Raw genomic sequence first — 18919 nt, forward strand, 5'->3', positions numbered from 1 at the left:
TGGTTTACTGGATTATAAGTGAAATATGAAGATTTTTTCGCTTACCTTTTGCTAATTGGGGCAGGCATCAGGTTTCTTATACAGGAATAAGCATTTACTGTGCCTTAACCCTCATTCTCGCGACTTGCATGCGCCATGCTGACCAAAGCTTTTCGGGCAGAGTTGGCATCGGTGGCGGGTGTTTCAAAATCAAAACGCAGGTAATGGGTATCGGCGCCATCTGTCGTGGCTTTCACATCAAAGCCGAAGCAATCTATGCCTAGCATCTCGGCTTTGGCCGCTGATATCTGCTTAAAGTGTTTGGCATAAGCAATCAGGCTGTCTTGATGGTCGGTATTCATATGTTCGACGATGCCATCTTCCTGCAAGGCAAAGTAATTTTCAGGCGGCAGCAAGTCGGATTTTGCTATCCACGAGATCTTACCGAACCCACCGATATAACGTGCATGCTCTATGTGTATGCGATAGAACGAAAAATCATGCATCTCAAAATAACTGGCAGCTTGTGGCAGGTAACGCAGATATCTTGCCTTGAGCGCAGCATCTGCATCTACGATGACATGTGCATTGCCAATGAGTGTGAGTCGCGCGTTGGCTTGCAAGTCATCGGCACCGGAAAACACCAGAAGGGATACTTTGCTATTGGTTTGGATGTTTTTAGTGTGCTCGGCAAGCGTGCTGATCAACATGATAGGCTGCCCTGTGTGATCAACTACAAAAGGTGTGACTGAGCCGAATGGGTAGCCTGCATGCTTGGCAGATACTGTTGAAAGCACGCCATGGCGGGTGCTGTATAAAAATTGATTTGCCTCTTGAGACAGATTCATGTGCGTAAATTATGCACTTAGCTTGAGTGCTGTTTCGGCGAGACGTTTACCTAGCGCGATGCAAAGCTTGCGTTCATCCTCTGTAATCGCCTTGTCATCTGATGGGCCACCGATGTGGCTTGCACCATAGGGTGTACCGCCGGATGACGTGCTGCTCAGCGCGGCTTCTGAGTATGGCAAGCCGACTATCGTCATGCCGTGGTGCATGAGCGGCAACATCATGGTCAGCAAGGTCGTTTCGTTGCCACCATGCATAGAGCCTGTAGAGGTAAAAACTGCAGCAGGTTTGCCAATCAGGCCACCTTTTAGCCAAAGTCCGACTGTGCCATCAATAAAATACTTCATAGGCGCTGCCATATTGCCAAAACGGGTAGGGCTGCCAAGTGCTAGGCCGATACACTCATCTAGGTCTTTCAGCTCTACATAAGGCGCACCACTGTTTGGGATATCTGGCTCCGTAGCTTCACAATTTGCCGAGACTTTAGGCACAGTGCGGATGCGTGCTTTCGCGCCATTCACGCTTTCTATTCCGCGTGCAATCAGCTGCGCCATCTCTCGTACGGCACCACCTTGGGAGTAATACAGGACGAGGATATCGCTCATTGTGGCATCACGCTTTTTCTCGATTTTACGAATCGGCTAAATGATAAAAGTCGATCACTACCAATCTCGCGCCACAATATCTTATGGCTGCTACGATATACACGGAAGCGGTCTATCAATGGTTCGTTGTCTGGGTCACCAGCACATACGCCGCCATGTCTCTCATAGATGCGGATATCGAAATATTCGCGGGTCTTTTCTTCAGTGTAATATCTTAGGCACTCAGGCGTTGTCCATGAGGCATATGCCTTTGAGTGGGCGATCTTCTTATCCAGATATTCGATAGCACCAGCCTCATTTAAAGTAGCAGCAGAAGCGAAAGTCGAATAAGCAAGCAATAGCAACCAACTGGTTTTAAACAATAAACGTTTCAATAACATGATGATTAGATACGCTTTGCCAATTCTGCAGCCTTGCCTGTGTAAGTGGCAGGTGTCATGTCGAGCAGCGATTTTTTGGCGTCTGCAGGAATATCAAGCGCTTGAACGAAAGCATGTAATGACTCTTTATTGATACCGCCTTTGCCTCGCGTGAGTTCTTTGAGCTGTTCGTATGGATTGGCAATGCCATAGCGGCGCATGACTGTCTGAATTGGTTCAGCCAAGACTTCCCAGTTGCTGTCTAAGTCATCTGCCAAGCGCTTGGCATTCGCTTCAAGTTTGTTCAGACCTTTTAAGCAAGAGTCGTAACCAAGCAATGTATAGCCAAAGGCAACACCCATATTGCGCAGTACGGTTGAGTCTGTAAGGTCGCGCTGCCAGCGCGAGATTGGTAACTTTTCAGCAAGATGACGCAGAATCGCATTCGCCAAGCCAAGATTGCCTTCGGAATTCTCAAAGTCAATCGGGTTGACTTTGTGTGGCATGGTGGATGAGCCGACTTCGCCTTCTTTTACTTTTTGCTTGAAATAGCCAACCGAGATATAGCCCCAGATATCTCGGTTGATGTCTATCAGGATCGTATTGATACGTGCCATAACATCATATAGCTCAGCCATATAGTCGTGTGGTTCGATCTGGATGGTGTAAGGGTTATAGGTCAGACCTAGTTTAGTCACGAATGTCTGTGCGAAACTTTCCCAATCAAAATCCGGGTAAGCTGAAAGATGGGCATTAAAGTTACCGACCGCGCCATTGATCTTGCCTAGAATCTCATTCTCGGCCAATTGCTTACGCTGACGACGCAAACGATAAACGACATTCGCCAGCTCTTTGCCTACTGTAGTGGGTGAGGCCGTTTGTCCATGTGTGCGTGAAAGCATCGGCGCATCGGCTAGCTCTTTAGCAAGCTCAGTGAAGCGGGTGATTAGCTTGTCCAGCATTGGCAATATTACGTCCTGACGCGCTGCTTGTAGCATCAATGCATGAGATAGGTTATTGATATCTTCAGAAGTACAGGCGAAATGGATGAATTCACTTACGGTGCGAATCTCGCTATTGCCGTCAAAACGTTCTTTCAACCAATATTCCAAAGCTTTCACGTCATGATTCGTTCTGGCTTCGATCGCTTTGACTTGTGATGCTTCAGTTTCGCCGAATTCCTTGATCGCGTTATCAAGCTCTTGTTGCGTGGCAGCGCTGAAAGCGGCAATCTCTTTAAGAGCCGGTTCTGCAGCGAGTGCCTTTAGCCATTCGACCTCGACAAGTGCGCGGTAGCGTATCAGGGCATATTCGCTGAAATATGGGCGTAGAGGGTCAAGCTTTCCTTGATAGCGACCATCAAGCGGTGAAAGTGCATTAAGCGCGGTAAGTTCCATCAAAAACCTTTGTTCGTAAGTTGCATGAATTGCTAATTTGGAATTTTACCCTACAACGCAGATTGTAAAAAATTTAGCTGCATTGTATTAATCTGGAGGACAATGATTGCACCAAGCTGGAGCAAAGAACTTTTCACATGCCCAAAACTCTATCTATAGTGGATTCATTTTTCTCACGTATGTGGATGGGGCGCATTGCCTTGAATACCCTGACTCGCTCTTTATTATCTATATGCCTTATCATGCCCAGCCTTTCATTCGCGAATGAGGCGGAGCAATATCCCAGTGTTGCAGACAATATTGCGGCAATGGATAAAGACCATGACGGCATCGTGACTGTGTATGAGGTGCGCGCTTTTATCGAGAGCAAGCATGGCAAGAACTACCAAAAAAAGGTGTTAGATGACATGGAGTCATCCGCCAAAGGCAAGAGTTGCGCGACGCCATTTGCCCAGTCTTTTTACTGATTTAGCGCATTTTAGGCACGTTCGTTGCGTGCAATCTCATGTATTCCATTTCACGCGCAATCTGTGCGCTGTATAATCTTAACCTACACTCAATAGTTGATTGAATCTTATGCTGATAGCCTACCGTGAACATGTTGCAGAGCGCGCAGCGCTTGGCTTGCCACCACTTCCTTTAACCGCTGAGCAAGTCGCACTGCTTGTCGATCTGCTGAAGAACCCACCTAAAGGTGAAGAAAGCACGCTGCTTGAGCTGTTACAAGACCGTATTCCTGCTGGTGTGGATCAGGCTGCTTATGTAAAAGCGGCATTTCTTGCAGATATCGCTAAAGGTGAAGCTACTTCGAGCCTGATCTCTCCATCTAAAGCGGTTGAACTGCTGGGTACGATGTTGGGTGGCTATAACGTGCAGGCTTTAGTTGGCTTGTTAGATAGCCCTGTGGCGGCTGAAGTAGCCACTGCACTTTCACATACGATTCTCATGTTCGATGCGTTTCATGATGTTGCTGAAAAGATGCAGGCTGGCAATCCACACGCTAAAAAGCTAATCGATTCATGGGCGAATGCTGAGTGGTTCACTAACCGTCCGGCATTGCCCAAAGAGATTCGCGCTATCGTATTCAAGGTGCCGGGTGAGACGAATACCGATGATCTTTCACCAGCACAAGAGGCGTGGTCGCGTCCTGATATCCCGTTGCATGCCAAAGCGATGCTTGTGAGCAAAATGCCTGATGGTTTGCAAACGATCGAGACATTAAAGCAAAAAGGTTTACCACTTGCTTATGTGGGTGATGTGGTCGGCACAGGCTCTTCACGTAAATCAGCGATCAATTCCGTGCAATGGCTGATGGGCGATAATATTCCGAATATTCCAAATAAACGTACTGGCGGTATCGTACTTGGTGGCAAGATCGCACCTATCTTCTTTAACACGGCTGAAGATTCGGGCGCTTTGCCTATTCAGTGTGATGTCTCAAAAATGGAAACTGGTGATGAGATCGTCATCTATCCATATGAAGGTAAAGTATTGAATGCGCAAGGTGAGACTATTTCCAGCTTTAATCTTGCACCATTGACTATGCCGGATGAAGTGCGCGCTGGTGGTCGTATTCCGCTGATCATTGGTCGTGGTTTGACTGGTAATGCGCGGCAATTGCTTGGGCTGCCACCTTCAGAATTGTTCATTAAACCAATCGCCCCGAAAGACACCGGCAAAGGTTACACGCTGGCGCAAAAAATGGTGGGTCGTGCATGCGGCTTACCTGAGGGTGTAGGTGTTCGTCCGGGTACTTACTGTGAACCCAAGATCACTACTGTTGGCTCTCAAGACACCACTGGCGCCATGACCCGTGACGAATTGAAAGAGCTAGCCTGTTTGGGTTTTAGCTCCGATTTGGTCATGCAAAGCTTCTGTCATACAGCGGCTTACCCTAAGCCAGTCGATATCAAGTTGCAACATACTTTGCCTGAGTTCATGTCCAGCCGTGGCGGAGTTTCGTTACGTCCGGGCGATGGCGTAATCCACTCTTGGCTGAATCGTTTGATCTTGCCTGATACGGTCGGTACAGGTGGTGATTCGCATACCCGTTTCCCCATTGGTATTTCGTTCCCGGCAGGGTCTGGCTTGGTCGCCTTCGCTGCTGCAATGGGCGCTATGCCACTTGATATGCCTGAATCTGTACTGGTGCGCTTTAAAGGCGAGATGCAACCAGGCATCACACTGCGCGATTTGGTGAATGCTATTCCCTATGCGGCTATCCAGAAAGGTGATCTCACTGTTGGCAAGCAGGGCAAAAAGAACATATTCAATGGTTGCATTCTGGAAATCGAAGGTTTACCTGATCTCAAGGTCGAGCAGGCGTTTGAATTCGCTGATGCTTCCGCCGAACGCTCGGCTAATGGATGTACTGTGCACTTGAATAAAGAGCCTGTCATCGAGTTCTTGAATTCTAATATTGTGCTCATGCAAAACATGATCGATAACGGCTATGAAGATGCACGTACTTTGCAACGCCGTATTGCCTCTATGCAGACATGGCTTGAAAAGCCTGAGCTATTGCAGCCTGATGCCGATGCAGAATATGCCTATGTGCTAGAGATTGACCTGAATGAGATCAAAGAGCCATTGGTCGCTTGCCCGAATGACCCGGACGACATCAAACCCTTGTCCGCTGTTGTGGGTGATAAGATCGATGAAGTCTTTATTGGTAGCTGCATGACCAATATCGGCCACTATCGCGCTGCAGCCAAAGTGCTTGAAGGTGCTGGCAGTATTCCAACACGTCTGTGGATCGCACCGCCAACCCGTATGGATGAAGGCCAGTTGCGTGATGAAGGGGTCTATTCTGTATTTGGTGTTGCGGGTGCGCGTACCGAAATCCCCGGTTGCTCGCTTTGTATGGGTAATCAGGCGCGCGTTGCCGATAAGGCCACAGTGTTCTCGACCAGCACGCGTAATTTCGATAACCGTATGGGTAAGGATGCGCGTGTCTATCTTGGTTCTGCAGAGTTGGCGGCAGTTTGCGCACGATTAGGTCGCATGCCGACTCCGCAGGAGTATCTCGATACAGTGGGCGACAAGTTGAGTAAGAATGCAGACAGCATTTACAAATATCTTAACTTTGACAAAATGCCTGAGTACACAAAGAAAATCATCCCCATTGCTGAGGTCGTTGCTTAAAAGCAAGAAGGTTGAAAGTTGTGCAGATAAAGGTCGTGAAATACGACCTTTATCTTTGGTAGTTGTAACGTCGATTGTCCATTCTAAATATTGGACGGTATCTGCCGTTAACCTATCGATGGAGTTGAATCGTTTCACACATTGTATTTATAGAATTTATATCGTAGTAGTGCTGGGAGTTACAGCGTGAAGAAGAGTCTATTTTTTCGTATCTGTTTGACCTTAATGCTGGCATTGTGTTTTAGCCATGAGCTGTTAGCCGCTACCGAAAACCTACCCGCAGGTAAGCTAAAAGTCGTGAATGGCAATGTGCAGATTGTTCGGTCTGGACAGTCAATGTCTGCAAAAGTAGGTGACTATTTAAATGCGTTAGATGAGATAGTGACTGGTCCCAATAGTAGTGCTGGCATCACCATGCAGGACGATACGCTGATGAGTATGGGGCCCAATAGCCGACTTGCGCTGAACCAATATGCCTATGATCCCGTGACCAATGAAGGCAAGCTGGATGCTTCGCTCATCAAAGGCGCTTTGCGGTTTATCTCTGGCATTATCGGTAAGACTTCTCCTCGCTCTGTAGCCATACGTACACCAGTTTCGACCATTGGCATACGCGGTACTGACTTCATTGTCGAGGTGCCTGATGGTCAGTAAGCGTAATTGGCTATGCATTTTTACATCGATACTAGTCGTTGCTGGTTGTGCAACACCTGAAAGAATCGTGCTTTTGCCGCAGGCCGATGGCAAACCAAGCGCTGTGATTGTGGAGTCCCGAGCTGGTAAGGTCGTATTAGATAAACCATATGCCATGGCTGATGTTTCCAGCAGTAGTATCAAGCCCGGAGCGACCAATGCAGCAGCGGTTAATGAGCGATATGCCGATATCCAAAAATCCATGCCGCCCAGACCAACGATCTATACGCTTTACTTTATCTTGGGCACAACAAAGCTGACAGCTGAATCTAATGCCCAACTGGATTCGATTCTTGAACAAATGAAAAAGATACCAGCGGCTGATGCCATTATCGTCGGCCATGCGGATATGGTGGGCACCGATGCTGTGAATGACAAGTTATCTAGAGACAGAGCTGAGTGGGTCAAGAATCTGCTGATCAAGAAAGGCATCGATATCGATCACGTGGAAGCCGTAGGGCGGGGGAGCCGTGAACCTTTAATCCCGGCAAAGCGTGGTGTGGAAGAGCCAAAAAATCGACGTGTCGAGATCAGGGTCAGGTGATTGCTCGACTCAAAAAAACATAATAAAAAAGCCGCTGTTGCGGCTTTTTTATTAATACGAGAGTGTTTAGTGTTTGCTATCTGAGTGCGTCATCAGCTTATCTATCCATGCGATAGAGATAGCAGATGCCACGAATGCCATATGAATCACGGTTTGCCAGATCAGCACTTTTTCATCCAAATTTGGCGCATTGATGAATGTTTTAAGCAAATGAATCGACGATATACCAATGATCGCAGTCGCTAGCTTAACTTTTAGCAGATTGGCATTCACATGAGACAACCAATCAGGCTCATCAGGATGGCCTTTTAGATTAAGGCGAGAAACAAAAGTCTCATACCCACCGACGATCACCATGATAAGCAGGTTGGAAATCATCACCACATCGATTAACCCAAGTACGATCAGCATGATATCCGCCTCATGCATGTCAGGTACTTTTTGCACTAGGTGAATCAGCTCCACCATAAAGTGGAATACATAGACGCCTTGCGCGATGATCAGGCCAAGGTAAAGCGGCACCTGTAACCAGCGGCTACCGAATAATATGGCGCTCATCGGGCGCGTAGCGTATGAGAATGTCGTGTTCTTTTCTTGCATCGAGTAGTTTCCTTTTTATACGAATCTTTTAATCAGTTTATCAGCGCTCGGTTGACCTTAGGGTATCTGGCTTTCCAGTTTAAAGCTTGCGCTATCATCCAGCCCAAGCTTCTTTTGAAGGTAAGGCATCGCTTCCGCAAGCGTTGCGGGTAATGTCCACGGTGGGTTAATAATGAACAGGCCACTGCCATGCATGCCGAATCCTTCAATAGATGGGGATTGCACAGTCAGCGATACATTAAGCCAGCTTTTGAGTTGGAGCTTGGCAAGCTGTGTCAGCATTTGAAGAGGTTCAGGCCGTTGTAACAAGGGATACCAAATGATGTAAGTGCCAGTCGCGAAGCGTTGCAGGCTTTCCTTGATCGAGGTGACTACGCGTTGGTAATCCTGCTTTTCTTCATATGGCGGGTCGATCAGCACAACGGCACGCCGTGAAGGTGGCGGTAATAGTGCTTTGATCCCAGCAAAGCCATCTTCAGTCTCAATCATGACTTTACGGCCAGCCTGCTTGAAGTTCTGCAGCAATATCTTGCTGTCACTTGGATGTAGTTCAAAAAGCCGCATGCGGTCTTCATTGCGAATAAGCATTTCTGCGACCAACGGCGAGCCGGGGTAATATCGTAAATGCCCGTCCGGATTGATCTTCTTTACCAGCGCGACATACTCTGAAAGTGCTGTGGGCACATCATCAGCATCCCAAAGTTGGCTGATGCCACCACTGAACTCTTCGTTCTGCGTAGCATACCCTTGGTTCAGGGAGTATTTCCCGGCGCCCGCATGCGTATCGATATACCAATATGGTTTATCTTTTTCTGAAGCGTACGACAAGACTTGCATCAGCACGAAGTGTTTGAGCACATCGGCATGGTTGCCAGCATGAAAGGCGTGGCGGTAACTTAACATTGATCAGGTTTTTCTTTATTTTGGTTTAAAGCTTAATTTGAGGGTGGACTCTTGTTTTAGGTAGATAGTTGGCTTTTGATTATTCGATGACACCACAAGCTAAACGAGCACCGCCACCACCGAGTGGTTTTGGCGTGTCGCTATAGTTATCTGCCCCCTCGTGGATGATCACGGCATGTCCAATTAGGTCTGCTACTTTAAGATGTGGCGCAAGCAATGCACGTGTGGCACTGCTATCTTCTTTGAATTCAAGTGCGGGCAGGTCGCCTTTATGCCCAATACCGTCCGGGCCTTCATGTTTGCTTGTTTTTAACGGGTCAAAATGACCGCCCGCAGCTAAACCTGCTGTCTTCTTGCCGTCTTTCTCAGCAACGTCACAACTGGCTTTTTCGTGAATATGAAAGCCATGCAAGCCTGGAGCAAGCTCGCCCAAGTCAGGGTCGATCACCAATCCTTTATCGCTATCGGAGAATTTGACTGTACCGATAATCTTGCCAACACCTACATCGCTGATCGCATTGATGACGACTATCTTTTCAGCAGCAAAGGCAGAACTACTTGCCAGTAATGAAGCAATGATCATTGCATGCGTGATTTTCATGTCTGACTCCTAAAATCGAATATGGTTAACTGCATTATAAAGGCTTGAGGGGATGCTTTTGCATAAATCATGATGGGTTGGTCAACCGAATCACCCTATGGTTCGTTTTAGAAGCAGCCATGTGGCCTATTCAATCAGGAGAATTATCATGAATTTTAAGAAAGCGGTAGCGCTGATCAGCGTGTTGGGTTTGTTCGGTTTTGGTTTAGCGCATGCTGATGAAGGACATGAAGGCCGTCGTGGTATGGATCTTGGTGCCAAGGCTGATACGAATAAAGATGGAAAGATCAGTTACGATGAATTCCGCGCTGCTCAAGAAAAACGTAGTGCCGAGCAATTTAAACGCCTTGATACCAATGGCGATGGCTTTATCGATAAATCCGAACAAGATGCCATGCGTAAGAGAATGGAAGAGTTCCGCGATAGAAAGCAAGATAACTGATCGCTTATAGTTGTGATGACAGACTAGAAAAATCGATAGTTTGTTTATGTCAAAAAGGCATATACAAAATAAAGCAGGCAAATGCCTGCTTTTTTGTTGTGCTGAGTAGAGGCTGACTGCTAGCATAGGTGCTATATGGCACATAACCACACACACGATCACGCGCATACCCACGACCATGCGCACACAGCGCAAGGCACATTATTGTGGCCTTTGTTGCTTACACTCGGTTTTGCCATCATCGAGGCGATAGGCGGCTGGTATACAGGCTCGCTCGCATTGTTTGGTGATGCAGGGCATATGTTCTCCGACTCCGCGGCCTTAGCGTTGGCGAGTCTGGGTGCGTGGATGGCGAGCAAGCCTGCCTCACAACGTCATAGCTATGGGCTGATGCGGTCTGAGGTGATTGTGGCATTCCTCAATGGTCTATTCATGCTAATTGTTGTGATTGCCATCGTGTATGAGGCAATACAACGTATACAAGCGCCGCAACCTGTGCAAGGTGCAGAGGTCATGCTGATCGCGATTGTTGGCTTGGTGATTAATCTGATCGTTGCCAGAAAATTGCACCAGCATCAGACCAGCATTAATCATCGTGCTGCTTTCCTGCATGTGATGGGTGATCTTTTGGGATCTATCGCCGCTATCGTGGCGGGCGCTGTGATCTATTTCAGCGGTTGGTTATTGATCGATCCGATACTTTCGATATTGATCTCCGTGTTGATCTTTATATCCACGATTAGGTTACTGCGGGAAGCCTTGCAAGTCTTGATGGAGGGTGTGCCAGCACATATCGATCTGCAAGAGGTCACGCATGCCTTATCTCATTTGCCTAACGTGCATGAGGTGCATAGCCTGCATGTATGGGCACTATCATCTGAAGTAACGGCACTTTCTGCACATATCGTGCTGGCTGATATGCAGGCATGGCATCCTGTGTTGAAAGATGTACGTCATTTACTGCATGAAAAATTTAATATTGGGCACATCACCTTGCAACCGGAGAGTATCGATGCACTCAATCAAGGTGAGGTGGGTTGCTGGCTCACGCATAAAGAGGATGCTAGTGCGCATCATCACCAGCGCCATTTACACAAGCATTAAGATAGAGCAACCATAAAAGAAAGCAGCCATAAGACTGTTTTTGTGACGTAGTATCAATTTGGGAAAAGGAGAAAAAGATGCCATACGTGAGTATCAAAGTCGCAGGCTCATTAACACGTGAGCAAAAAGCCAAAATCGCCGAAGAGGTTTCCGATACGCTTGAGCGCATCGCTAAAAAGCCAAAGTCTTATACCTACATCACGTTCGAAGAGATTGCTGGTGAGAACTGGGCTGTAGAAGGAAAATTGCTGGATAGTTGATTGGTAGTATGTTTGACCCTAAACCGTATTTAAAGACGCTCCCCAAGCTTCCTGGCGTGTATCGCATGATCAATGCGCAGGATGAGGTGATCTATGTAGGCAAGGCGCGCGACCTGAAGAACCGCGTGTCTTCCTACTTTCAAAAGAATCTGCCTAGCCCGCGCACACGCATGATGGTTTCTAATATCGCGCGTATCGAGACCACAGTGACACGCTCAGAAGCCGAAGCCTTATTGCTTGAGAACAACCTCATCAAGAGCTTCATGCCACGATACAACGTACTGTTTCGTGATGATAAATCTTATCCTTATATCGCATTGACGGGCGATGCCTATCCTCGCCTAGCATTCCATCGTGGCGTGCAGCGTAAGGGCAGCAACTATTTCGGGCCGTTTCCCAATGCAGTCGCTGTGCGTGACAGCATTCAATTATTGCAAAAGGTCTTCCGGCTACGCACCTGTGAAAATACAGTATTTGCCAATCGTTCACGCCCATGTCTTTTATATCAGATCGAACGATGCACTGCGCCATGCGTAGGTTATATCTCCGAAGACGATTACCAGCATGATGTGACGCATGCGACTTGGTTCTTGCAAGGGCGTGAGCAACAAGTCATGGATGAGCTTAGCGAAAAGATGATGAAAGCGGCTGAGACGCAGGACTATGAAGGCGCTGCTATATATCGGGACCGCATGCAAAGCTTACGGCAGGTGCAGGCCAAGCAGTTCGTTAGCGACTTTAATGTGAGCGATGCCGATGTGATTGCCTGCGCGGAGTTGCAGGGCCAGCATTGCGTCAATCTGGTCATGATTCGCGGCGGCCGCCAGCTCGGTGATAAGAGTTTTTTCCCTAAGAATGCAGATGGATATGAAACGCCAGCATTGGTTGAGGCCTTTCTTGAGCAGCACTATGTCGGCATCACCATGCCCCCACTTATCATCGTCGGGGTCGAGATCGAATCCGCAGCGCTTGAAGAAGTGTTTAGCGAGCAAGCCAACAGAAAAGTGCGCATCAATACCAACCCGATTGGTGACAAACGTGTATGGTTGAAGATGGCGCAAACAAATGCAGAGCTGGCGTTACAGCAACGCTCTGCCCAACAAGCCAACCAGCACAGTCGATTACTTGCATTGCGCGAAGCGCTTGATCTGGCAGATAGCACAGAGCGCATCGAATGTTTCGATATCAGCCATACGATGGGTGAAGCTACCGTAGCTTCCTGCGTCGTTTTTGATAAGGGTGCGATGCAGAATTCCGAATACAGACGCTACAACATTACTGGCATTACTCCTGGCGACGATTATGCGGCAATGCGTGATGCTTTAACCAGACGTTATAAGAAGATCGCGGCAGGTGAGGGCAAGTTGCCAGACCTCGTATTCATCGACGGTGGCAAGGGACAGCTCGGTGTGGCGGTAGAAGTCATGCAGGAAGTCGGCTTACCTGATATCCTCTTGGTCGGTATCGCCAAGGGCGAAGAGCGCAAACCGGGTCTGGAACAACTGTTCTTCCCTGATCGAGCTGATCCTATTGGCTTAAAGAAAGATAATCCCGGCCTGCACTTGTTACAGCAGATTCGAGATGAGGCACACCGGTTTGCGATTACAGGGCATCGTGCCCGACGCGCCAAGGCACGTATGCATTCATCGCTTCAGGATATCGCAGGTATCGGTGCTAAGCGGCGTCAAAAATTGCTGACCCATTTTGGTGGGTTGGATGGTGTTAAAAATGCAAGTGTTGATGAACTTGCGCAAGTAGAAGGCGTCAGCCCAGTGTTGGCAGAGAAAATTTATCAGGAGCTTCATTAATGCTGTGGAATATCCCAAACAGCCTCACTATGTTGAGAATACTGCTTATCCCCGTGTTCGTTGGTATATTTTACCTGCCTGTGGATATGCTGCCTAAGCACTGGGTCAATCTTTCAGCTACGCTTGTCTTTGCATTTGCTGCTGTCACAGATTGGCTGGATGGATATCTTGCCCGCGCACTAAATCAGACATCGTCTTTCGGTGCGTTTCTCGACCCTGTGGCTGATAAACTCATGGTGGCCGCTGCACTGATTGTATTAGTCGAGATTCAGCGGCTTAACGGTCTGTGGGGAGCTTCTATCGCGTTGATTATCATTGGTCGCGAGATAGCCATTAGTGCCTTGCGTGAATGGATGGCGGGTGCCGGCGAGCGCGGCAGTGTTGCCGTAGCATTTATCGGCAAAGTGAAGACGGCCGCACAGATGACCGCCATCTTGTTCTTGCTGTATTACGATCCAATTGGCGCAATCAATGTAAAATTTATCGGTGAGATATTAATCGCGATCGCCGCGATTTTGACATTGCTATCAATGGCTTATTATCTTAAAGCAGCTTGGCCCCGTATCAGTCTTAAATAGAAGGCGCAATCCGGCCTTGACACAGGGCTGAAAATCCTTAAAATGGCGCCTTCTTTCGATGCGGGAATAGCTCAGTTGGTAGAGCGATACCTTGCCAAGGTATAGGTCGCGAGTTCGAGTCTCGTTTCCCGCTCCAAATATAAAAAAGGGAAGGCATCATCAGATTGCTTTCCCTTTTTTGCTACACCATCCCCGTGATGGACGACGGCGCGATAGCAAAGCGGTTATGCAGTGGCCTGCAAAGCCATCTAGACCGGTTCGACTCCGGTTCGCGCCTCCAAGACCTTGTCTTAATTCAATGAATCCTCTTAGATCACGCTGTTGAATTTTTATTTAAACGCAAATGTTTTGCGAGCAACAGATGCGATTGGGTTAGCAAATACCACTGTTAAAATCAGCAGCAATATCAAGACCCCTAACATCAGCAATATCGATGAGCGCAAAGTATCCATCGCGCTGCCTAGTACATTCTTCGCTGGTACAACAACGCCAAAGTAATCCGAGTTTTTATTACCTCTATCTAACTGGTAAACATAAGACAGATAGGTATCGCCATTATTACTAAAGAGTCGGGAGGTATTTAGCGACTGCTCATGGCTGGTTGTATTGATCAATTCTGGATATGGGACTGTCATGATCTTTTTGCTCATTGTGGTATCTAGCGTACTCAGCCATTTATGTCTTAAATGGTCTTTATATTCAGGCTCAATGTTCTTGATCGCCATTTCTAATAATGGGCCAAGTTCGCGCAAACGATTGGTAACCAGAAAGTGAAAATTCTTGGGGATATTGGCATTGCCTGTATCTACCATCTCAACATAGCTCAAGCCTTCAATAAAGTAGCGGTTAGCCATGAAATGCAGAATCACCGATGCATCCATTGTGGCATCAGCGTTACCATCGCGTACTGCTTCAAGCGCAGCTTTGGATGAGCTGACCTCTAGAATTTTGATGTCAGGATAGCTTGTATGAAGGGCTTGAATACTTGCCCATCCTTTAGGAATCGCTATGGTTTTGCCTTTCATCTCAGCAAGAGATGCTGGTGTATCCTCTCCATCACGAAATGCCAGTCCAATCGGTAGATTAGCGATCGGGGCGCTCAGATAGCCATTGGTACTATTTTTATTTGTCTCTGCAATCGGTTGAAGAATGTCGACTTTATCCTGCTCGAACTTCTCCATCAAACCTGTCCAGCTATAACCATTAATGAACTCGATCTGCAAGCCAAGCTTCGCTGCGGCGAGTTTTAAAAGGTCGACTGTATATCCTTGTGGGTCGCCAGCGACTGAGAAATCCAGCGGTGGCCAATCCTGTTCGTTGGATATCTTAACTGAGCCTAGACTATCAATATATTGGCGTTGAGAGTCTGGTAACTTCATTGGTTTTATAGGGGCGAATACTTGTTCATCCCCCTCAGACTTGTTGCGGTTTGAAGCGAGTATTTCACCTGACGCTTTGTAAAGATAAACCTCACCTTGGCTACTCAACGGCTGTTTGTTTAAATAGTTGGCTAGTGCTTCTAGTGGGGTATCGATACCAAGTACGGTATCTTCATCCGGCAGTTTGATAGAATATGTTTGCCCCGGTATTTGAGGAAAACTGAAAATATAGGGCGATGTTTTGTTGATCGTATCTGTATGCGCATCGTTGAACCACGGACGTGATCTTGCATCGTAGTTACTTGGTTCATATCGGCTGGTGCGGAGCTGTAAGTGGTTGTCTAGAAAGTCTAATTGCTTGACCCGTTTGCCATTAAGCGGATAAATGCGGTTAACTACCCAATGATCTTTGTCTTGGGCCTTAAGGTATTCGCGCATCGCAGGATTGTTATCTAGGCTGATCACCTCATAAAAGTCACCATTTGAGAATCCAAGATAGATGTTGTAGAAAGCAGGGTTAGATAACATTGCATTCGCGAATAGCTCCGTGATCTTGGCTGATGCCCTATTGTCGACTTTTAGGTCAGTATATTTTGATAATGTCTCTGCAAGCTGTTTGGCGCGTTGTTCTCTGATATCGATAAAATCATCGACATCTTTTGCAGCTAATTGGTAGCTGGATAAAGCAGTTTTGATCGCGGCATTACGGTTCGAATAGTATTGAATACCGATAATAAGGCTGGCTATGATGGCCGCAGCAGGTAATACGGTTAAGATGGCAAAAGTCCGATTGGATGCGCTTGGATGATTTCTCGCTGAAATATCAGACACCGTATTCCCCTAAATCAAGATTGATAACACTTACATTGTTATTTTCTCTGACTATATAAGAATTTTATTCTGCTGTGAATCTTATTCCAATCTCGTCAGATAATAATACGATAAAGCATAAAAACGATATTTTGGAAGGGCAGCTTGAATGCGCAGATAGCGCGCGTTTATGTAGTCAATTAGATGCTGAGAGAGGGGTTAGTGCGCCTAATCTATATCGGCAGAGTCACACTAGGTCAATGACGACTCATCGGCTTGTCATATCAAGCTTACTGCCTTATTCACTGCACTAACGTTTCTATTTTAGCGCATCTATTCTAGCCTTAGCCATTCATATTGATTTGATGGATATCGCACATATCTCAGTAGATCTTGGGCGGGAGCAAAGTCAATGTAGTCGGTGGCGCTAACCTCATAAAATCTCTCAGTGATTTTTTAATGCAGCATTTTTGTTTTCTTATTATGGGCTACACCATTTTTAATCCATTTTATGAACCCATAGGCTTGCATCAGCTTACTGATAAAATAACTCTGATTAAAATAGCGGCCGGACTCTTTTCTCTAGCGCTGTTTCAGCTCAAATCTCTATACATAAAGGTTTTATGTGCGACTAGTCTATATTTCTGTGTCATTGGTAGTGCTCGTTTGTACCTTGCTTAGCGTTCTATATCTCGATTACCCCTTAGCTAGCTGGATTGAGACTCATATCAGGAGCCAAGGCGTATTCCGGCTATATACCTCTAATCTGCCCAGCCATCTTTTTGTTTTTGTTGTCATTGTGTCTAGCCTGAGTTTAGCTGGCTACCTTTGGTTGACCCTGCAAGCCAAGAAAAACAAGCATCGACTATTTTTCTTGGTTACGGCCCTTGTATTGCCATGCGCATATTTAACCAAGACCTTACTGAAACTGGCATTCGCAAGAATAGAAACACGGTTATGGTTATCTCACCCTAATATCCAAGCACCCCACTGGTTTAATTTTGATCATATGGGTTTCGATAGTTTTCCATCGGGGCATATGCTTGTTTTTACAACGCTCTTTCTATCTTTCTGGCATTTTTACCCGCAATATCGCTGGCTATACTTGTTTTCATGGCTTGGGTTAGCAGTCGCATTGCTCTTGACGAATTATCATTTTCTCAGCGATATCATCGCTGGCGCATGGGTTGGTTGCCTTGTTTACTATGCCATACATTCAATCCTTACCAATCGACGATTTAATAATGGAGTCTTGAAAACAGGCTGAATCTATTGGTCAAAACAATCGAGTCAGTGTTAAAATACGTCCCGCTGAACATTATGGTGTCTTGGTTCCAAGCCACTTTCTATATTTTCTGCAATCGTGTTGCCCGGGTGGTGAAATTGGTAGACACAAGAGACTTAAAATCTCTCGCTCGCAAGGGCGTGCCGGTTCGATTCCGGCCCCGGGCACCAATAAAATCAAAGACTTAATCTTAAGTCGCTAAGTTGTAAAGATTCCTAGTGTCAACCAAGTGTCAACGGATTGAACCTTATACTTTTTTGAGGGCATTCCGCATGATAAAGTGCGGCTATACATATCCGATTGTTAGTTTTTGATAGGGGTTCGATTGTCGTTTTCGCATGTACTTCTAACTATCTCACTTCTTTGTGCTGCTTTAGATGCTTCTGCAGGCCTTCCCTATATGTCTAAGACCATTTCATGGGATGAAGATGTGCTACTTGCAGATGGACATCTATTATCGATTCATAGAACCGCTACTCATGGGTCCGATATATGGGGAAATTCTGGTGATGGGGTATTAAAAGAACAAACGATTAGATTCGTATATGAGGGTAAAAAGGTCAAATGGGAGAGTGAAGAAACATCGCCTGTAGTTTATATGCCTGAAATACTTGGATTTATTAATGGCATGCCTATCTTGGTATTTCCCATCCAGCGTTGGGAAATGTGCAAAAGATTCGATTACCCGCAAGAGGGCTTGGTTGCTATGGGCTATAAAAATGGACGCTGGTCGAGAATCGAGTTTTCATCTTTACCCAAAGATCTTAAAGTGAATCTACTGCGTAGTATGCATGCGATTAAATATTGGAAAGATTATCAGAGCAGAAGGATTACGATATCAGATAAACAGAAGCTAGAGGACAGTGCAAGTGGATGGGGGTCGACTCAACAGGGCCAGTCTTTGTTGGAGTCTAGTGGTTTTCATGCTTCTGGTAGAGACGCTTGCGCTCAGATACACCCATTATATGATCAAGGATTTGAGGATTCTAAGGCCGAGAATGCCATAGCAGAGATGAATGCTCGATCTATTGATGCTGAGATACAGTCCTTATCATCCACGCCGGAAACGATATCTTCAGATGATTTTCGTAAAGCAAAAGGTACATGGACAGGCGTAGGGTATTTAGGAGCAAGTTGTAGTGAGACTGTAGATAAGATTGAGCAGCTTGGCCAATATCGTGATAACGGAGGGTGGAGCCTAGTTGGCTTCACACTTATTTTAAAGAATGGTACTCGGATTCCGTTTCAGCAACCCGAGATTAAACCTATGCAAGCTCCAGCAGCATTAGAGACTGTTATCTGTGATAAAAGCATTATATATACAGTAAAGCGACAAAGCAGGTTTGAATTGATGGTTCACCGTTTATCGTTAACTGGAAAATCGAAAGATGCATTGCAGATAAAACTACACCCGACAATGTTTTTCGTAGAGGGAAAATGGCCGACTGTATGGGAGGTTTCCTTATTGAATGACCAGTTGGATATCGTTCTCGGCACTTACTCTTACCAAAGTACGGCAAATCGTGGGGGTATTCTTGAGCAAAAGGTGAACTACTCTGTTAGGTTACCGGCACCTTAAGCT

19 protein-coding genes and 3 tRNA genes are annotated in these 18919 nt (G+C 46.5%); 14 read left to right on the top strand and 8 right to left on the bottom strand.

Going from position 1 to position 18919, the window contains the following annotated elements; all coding sequences use genetic code 11:
• Positions 1-104 precede the first annotated feature (104 nt).
• From A7981_RS04235 to purB, 4 genes are read right to left on the bottom strand one after another with little or no spacing between them, the layout of a single operon-like run.
• Entirely contained in the window at positions 105-827 is a 723-nt protein-coding gene (locus A7981_RS04235; RefSeq protein WP_067264442.1) for a HugZ family protein, read from the bottom strand.
• Positions 828-836: 9 nt separating this feature from the next.
• Positions 837-1430: an NAD(P)H:quinone oxidoreductase gene (wrbA, locus tag A7981_RS04240; RefSeq protein WP_067264445.1), complete on the bottom strand. Its 594-nt coding sequence runs from the start codon at positions 1428-1430 to the stop codon at positions 837-839.
• Complete coding sequence (locus A7981_RS04245) at positions 1427-1810, bottom strand: hypothetical protein (protein WP_067264447.1); 384 nt, start codon at positions 1808-1810, stop codon at positions 1427-1429. Before A7981_RS04245 ends, wrbA begins: the two co-directional genes overlap by 4 nt.
• A 5-nt stretch (positions 1811-1815) precedes the next feature.
• On the bottom strand, positions 1816-3186 hold the full coding sequence (gene purB, locus A7981_RS04250) for an adenylosuccinate lyase (RefSeq protein ID WP_067264450.1): 1371 nt from the start codon (positions 3184-3186) through the stop codon (positions 1816-1818).
• Positions 3187-3323: 137 nt separating this feature from the next.
• On the opposite strand from purB, the gene A7981_RS04255 reads away from it, so the two are divergent.
• The 4 genes from A7981_RS04255 (at position 3324) to A7981_RS04270 (ending at position 7567) form a co-directional block, all read left to right on the top strand.
• Positions 3324-3653 carry a hypothetical protein gene (locus tag A7981_RS04255; protein ID WP_131800929.1) on the top strand — a complete coding sequence of 110 codons (330 nt, stop codon included), beginning with the start codon at positions 3324-3326 and terminating at the stop codon, positions 3651-3653.
• A gap of 109 nt (positions 3654-3762) precedes the next feature.
• Positions 3763-6330 (top strand): bifunctional aconitate hydratase 2/2-methylisocitrate dehydratase, encoded by a 2568-nt coding sequence (gene acnB / locus A7981_RS04260; protein WP_067264458.1) that lies wholly within the window; start codon positions 3763-3765, stop codon positions 6328-6330.
• A gap of 186 nt (positions 6331-6516) precedes the next feature.
• The gene (locus A7981_RS04265; protein ID WP_131800930.1) at positions 6517-6984 is read left to right on the top strand and encodes a FecR domain-containing protein; all 468 of its coding nucleotides are present in this window, start codon (positions 6517-6519) and stop codon (positions 6982-6984) included.
• Positions 6974-7567 carry an OmpA family protein gene (locus A7981_RS04270; protein WP_067264463.1) on the top strand — a complete coding sequence of 198 codons (594 nt, stop codon included), beginning with the start codon at positions 6974-6976 and terminating at the stop codon, positions 7565-7567. Before A7981_RS04265 ends, A7981_RS04270 begins: the two co-directional genes overlap by 11 nt.
• 66 nt (positions 7568-7633) lie before the next feature.
• Here A7981_RS04270 and A7981_RS04275 read toward each other — a convergent pair whose 3' ends face one another.
• From A7981_RS04275 to sodC, 3 genes are all read right to left on the bottom strand, one after another.
• Positions 7634-8167, bottom strand: coding sequence for a TIGR00645 family protein (locus A7981_RS04275; protein WP_067264465.1), 534 nt, complete (start codon positions 8165-8167; stop codon positions 7634-7636).
• A 57-nt stretch (positions 8168-8224) separates the two neighbouring features.
• The gene (locus tag A7981_RS04280; protein ID WP_067264468.1) at positions 8225-9070 is read right to left on the bottom strand and encodes a 23S rRNA (adenine(2030)-N(6))-methyltransferase RlmJ; all 846 of its coding nucleotides are present in this window, start codon (positions 9068-9070) and stop codon (positions 8225-8227) included.
• 79 nt (positions 9071-9149) lie between these two features.
• The gene (gene sodC / locus A7981_RS04285; RefSeq protein WP_067264472.1) at positions 9150-9671 is read right to left on the bottom strand and encodes a superoxide dismutase family protein; all 522 of its coding nucleotides are present in this window, start codon (positions 9669-9671) and stop codon (positions 9150-9152) included.
• A 148-nt stretch (positions 9672-9819) separates the two neighbouring features.
• Here sodC and A7981_RS04290 point away from each other — a divergent pair, with 148 nt between their 5' ends.
• The 7 genes from A7981_RS04290 (at position 9820) to A7981_RS04320 (ending at position 14143) form a co-directional block, all read left to right on the top strand.
• Entirely contained in the window at positions 9820-10113 is a 294-nt protein-coding gene (locus tag A7981_RS04290) for an EF-hand domain-containing protein (protein ID WP_067264475.1), read from the top strand.
• Between the two features lie 135 nt (positions 10114-10248).
• On the top strand, positions 10249-11217 hold the full coding sequence (locus A7981_RS04295) for a cation diffusion facilitator family transporter (RefSeq protein ID WP_082889206.1): 969 nt from the start codon (positions 10249-10251) through the stop codon (positions 11215-11217).
• Positions 11218-11294: 77 nt separating this feature from the next.
• The gene (locus tag A7981_RS04300) at positions 11295-11477 is read left to right on the top strand and encodes a 4-oxalocrotonate tautomerase family protein (RefSeq protein ID WP_067264479.1); all 183 of its coding nucleotides are present in this window, start codon (positions 11295-11297) and stop codon (positions 11475-11477) included.
• Positions 11474-13285 (top strand): excinuclease ABC subunit UvrC, encoded by a 1812-nt coding sequence (gene uvrC, locus A7981_RS04305; protein ID WP_174545134.1) that lies wholly within the window; start codon positions 11474-11476, stop codon positions 13283-13285. The genes A7981_RS04300 and uvrC overlap by 4 nt, the downstream gene beginning before the upstream one ends.
• The gene (pgsA, locus tag A7981_RS04310; RefSeq protein WP_067264485.1) at positions 13285-13863 is read left to right on the top strand and encodes a CDP-diacylglycerol--glycerol-3-phosphate 3-phosphatidyltransferase; all 579 of its coding nucleotides are present in this window, start codon (positions 13285-13287) and stop codon (positions 13861-13863) included. Before uvrC ends, pgsA begins: the two co-directional genes overlap by 1 nt.
• Before the next feature lie 60 nt (positions 13864-13923).
• Positions 13924-13999 (top strand) — tRNA-Gly (locus tag A7981_RS04315).
• Positions 14000-14069: 70 nt separating this feature from the next.
• Positions 14070-14143 (top strand) — tRNA-Cys (locus A7981_RS04320).
• A 49-nt stretch (positions 14144-14192) separates the two neighbouring features.
• Here A7981_RS04320 and A7981_RS04325 read toward each other — a convergent pair.
• Entirely contained in the window at positions 14193-16073 is a 1881-nt protein-coding gene (locus A7981_RS04325) for a transporter substrate-binding domain-containing protein (protein ID WP_067264488.1), read from the bottom strand.
• 604 nt (positions 16074-16677) lie between these two features.
• On the opposite strand from A7981_RS04325, the gene A7981_RS04330 reads away from it, so the two are divergent.
• The 3 genes from A7981_RS04330 to A7981_RS04340 all read left to right on the top strand — a co-directional run bounded on the left by A7981_RS04330 (position 16678) and on the right by A7981_RS04340 (position 18916).
• Positions 16678-17319 (top strand): phosphatase PAP2 family protein, encoded by a 642-nt coding sequence (locus tag A7981_RS04330; protein ID WP_067264492.1) that lies wholly within the window; start codon positions 16678-16680, stop codon positions 17317-17319.
• 101 nt (positions 17320-17420) lie between these two features.
• Positions 17421-17507: transfer RNA gene (locus A7981_RS04335), tRNA-Leu, on the top strand.
• A gap of 230 nt (positions 17508-17737) precedes the next feature.
• On the top strand, positions 17738-18916 hold the full coding sequence (locus A7981_RS04340) for a hypothetical protein (protein ID WP_067264494.1): 1179 nt from the start codon (positions 17738-17740) through the stop codon (positions 18914-18916).
• Positions 18917-18919: the final 3 nt, after the last annotated feature.

Origin of the sequence: Methylovorus sp. MM2 (genome assembly GCF_001648895.1) — a bacterium.
In the GTDB taxonomy this organism is placed as follows: Bacteria; Pseudomonadota; Gammaproteobacteria; order Burkholderiales; family Methylophilaceae; genus MM1.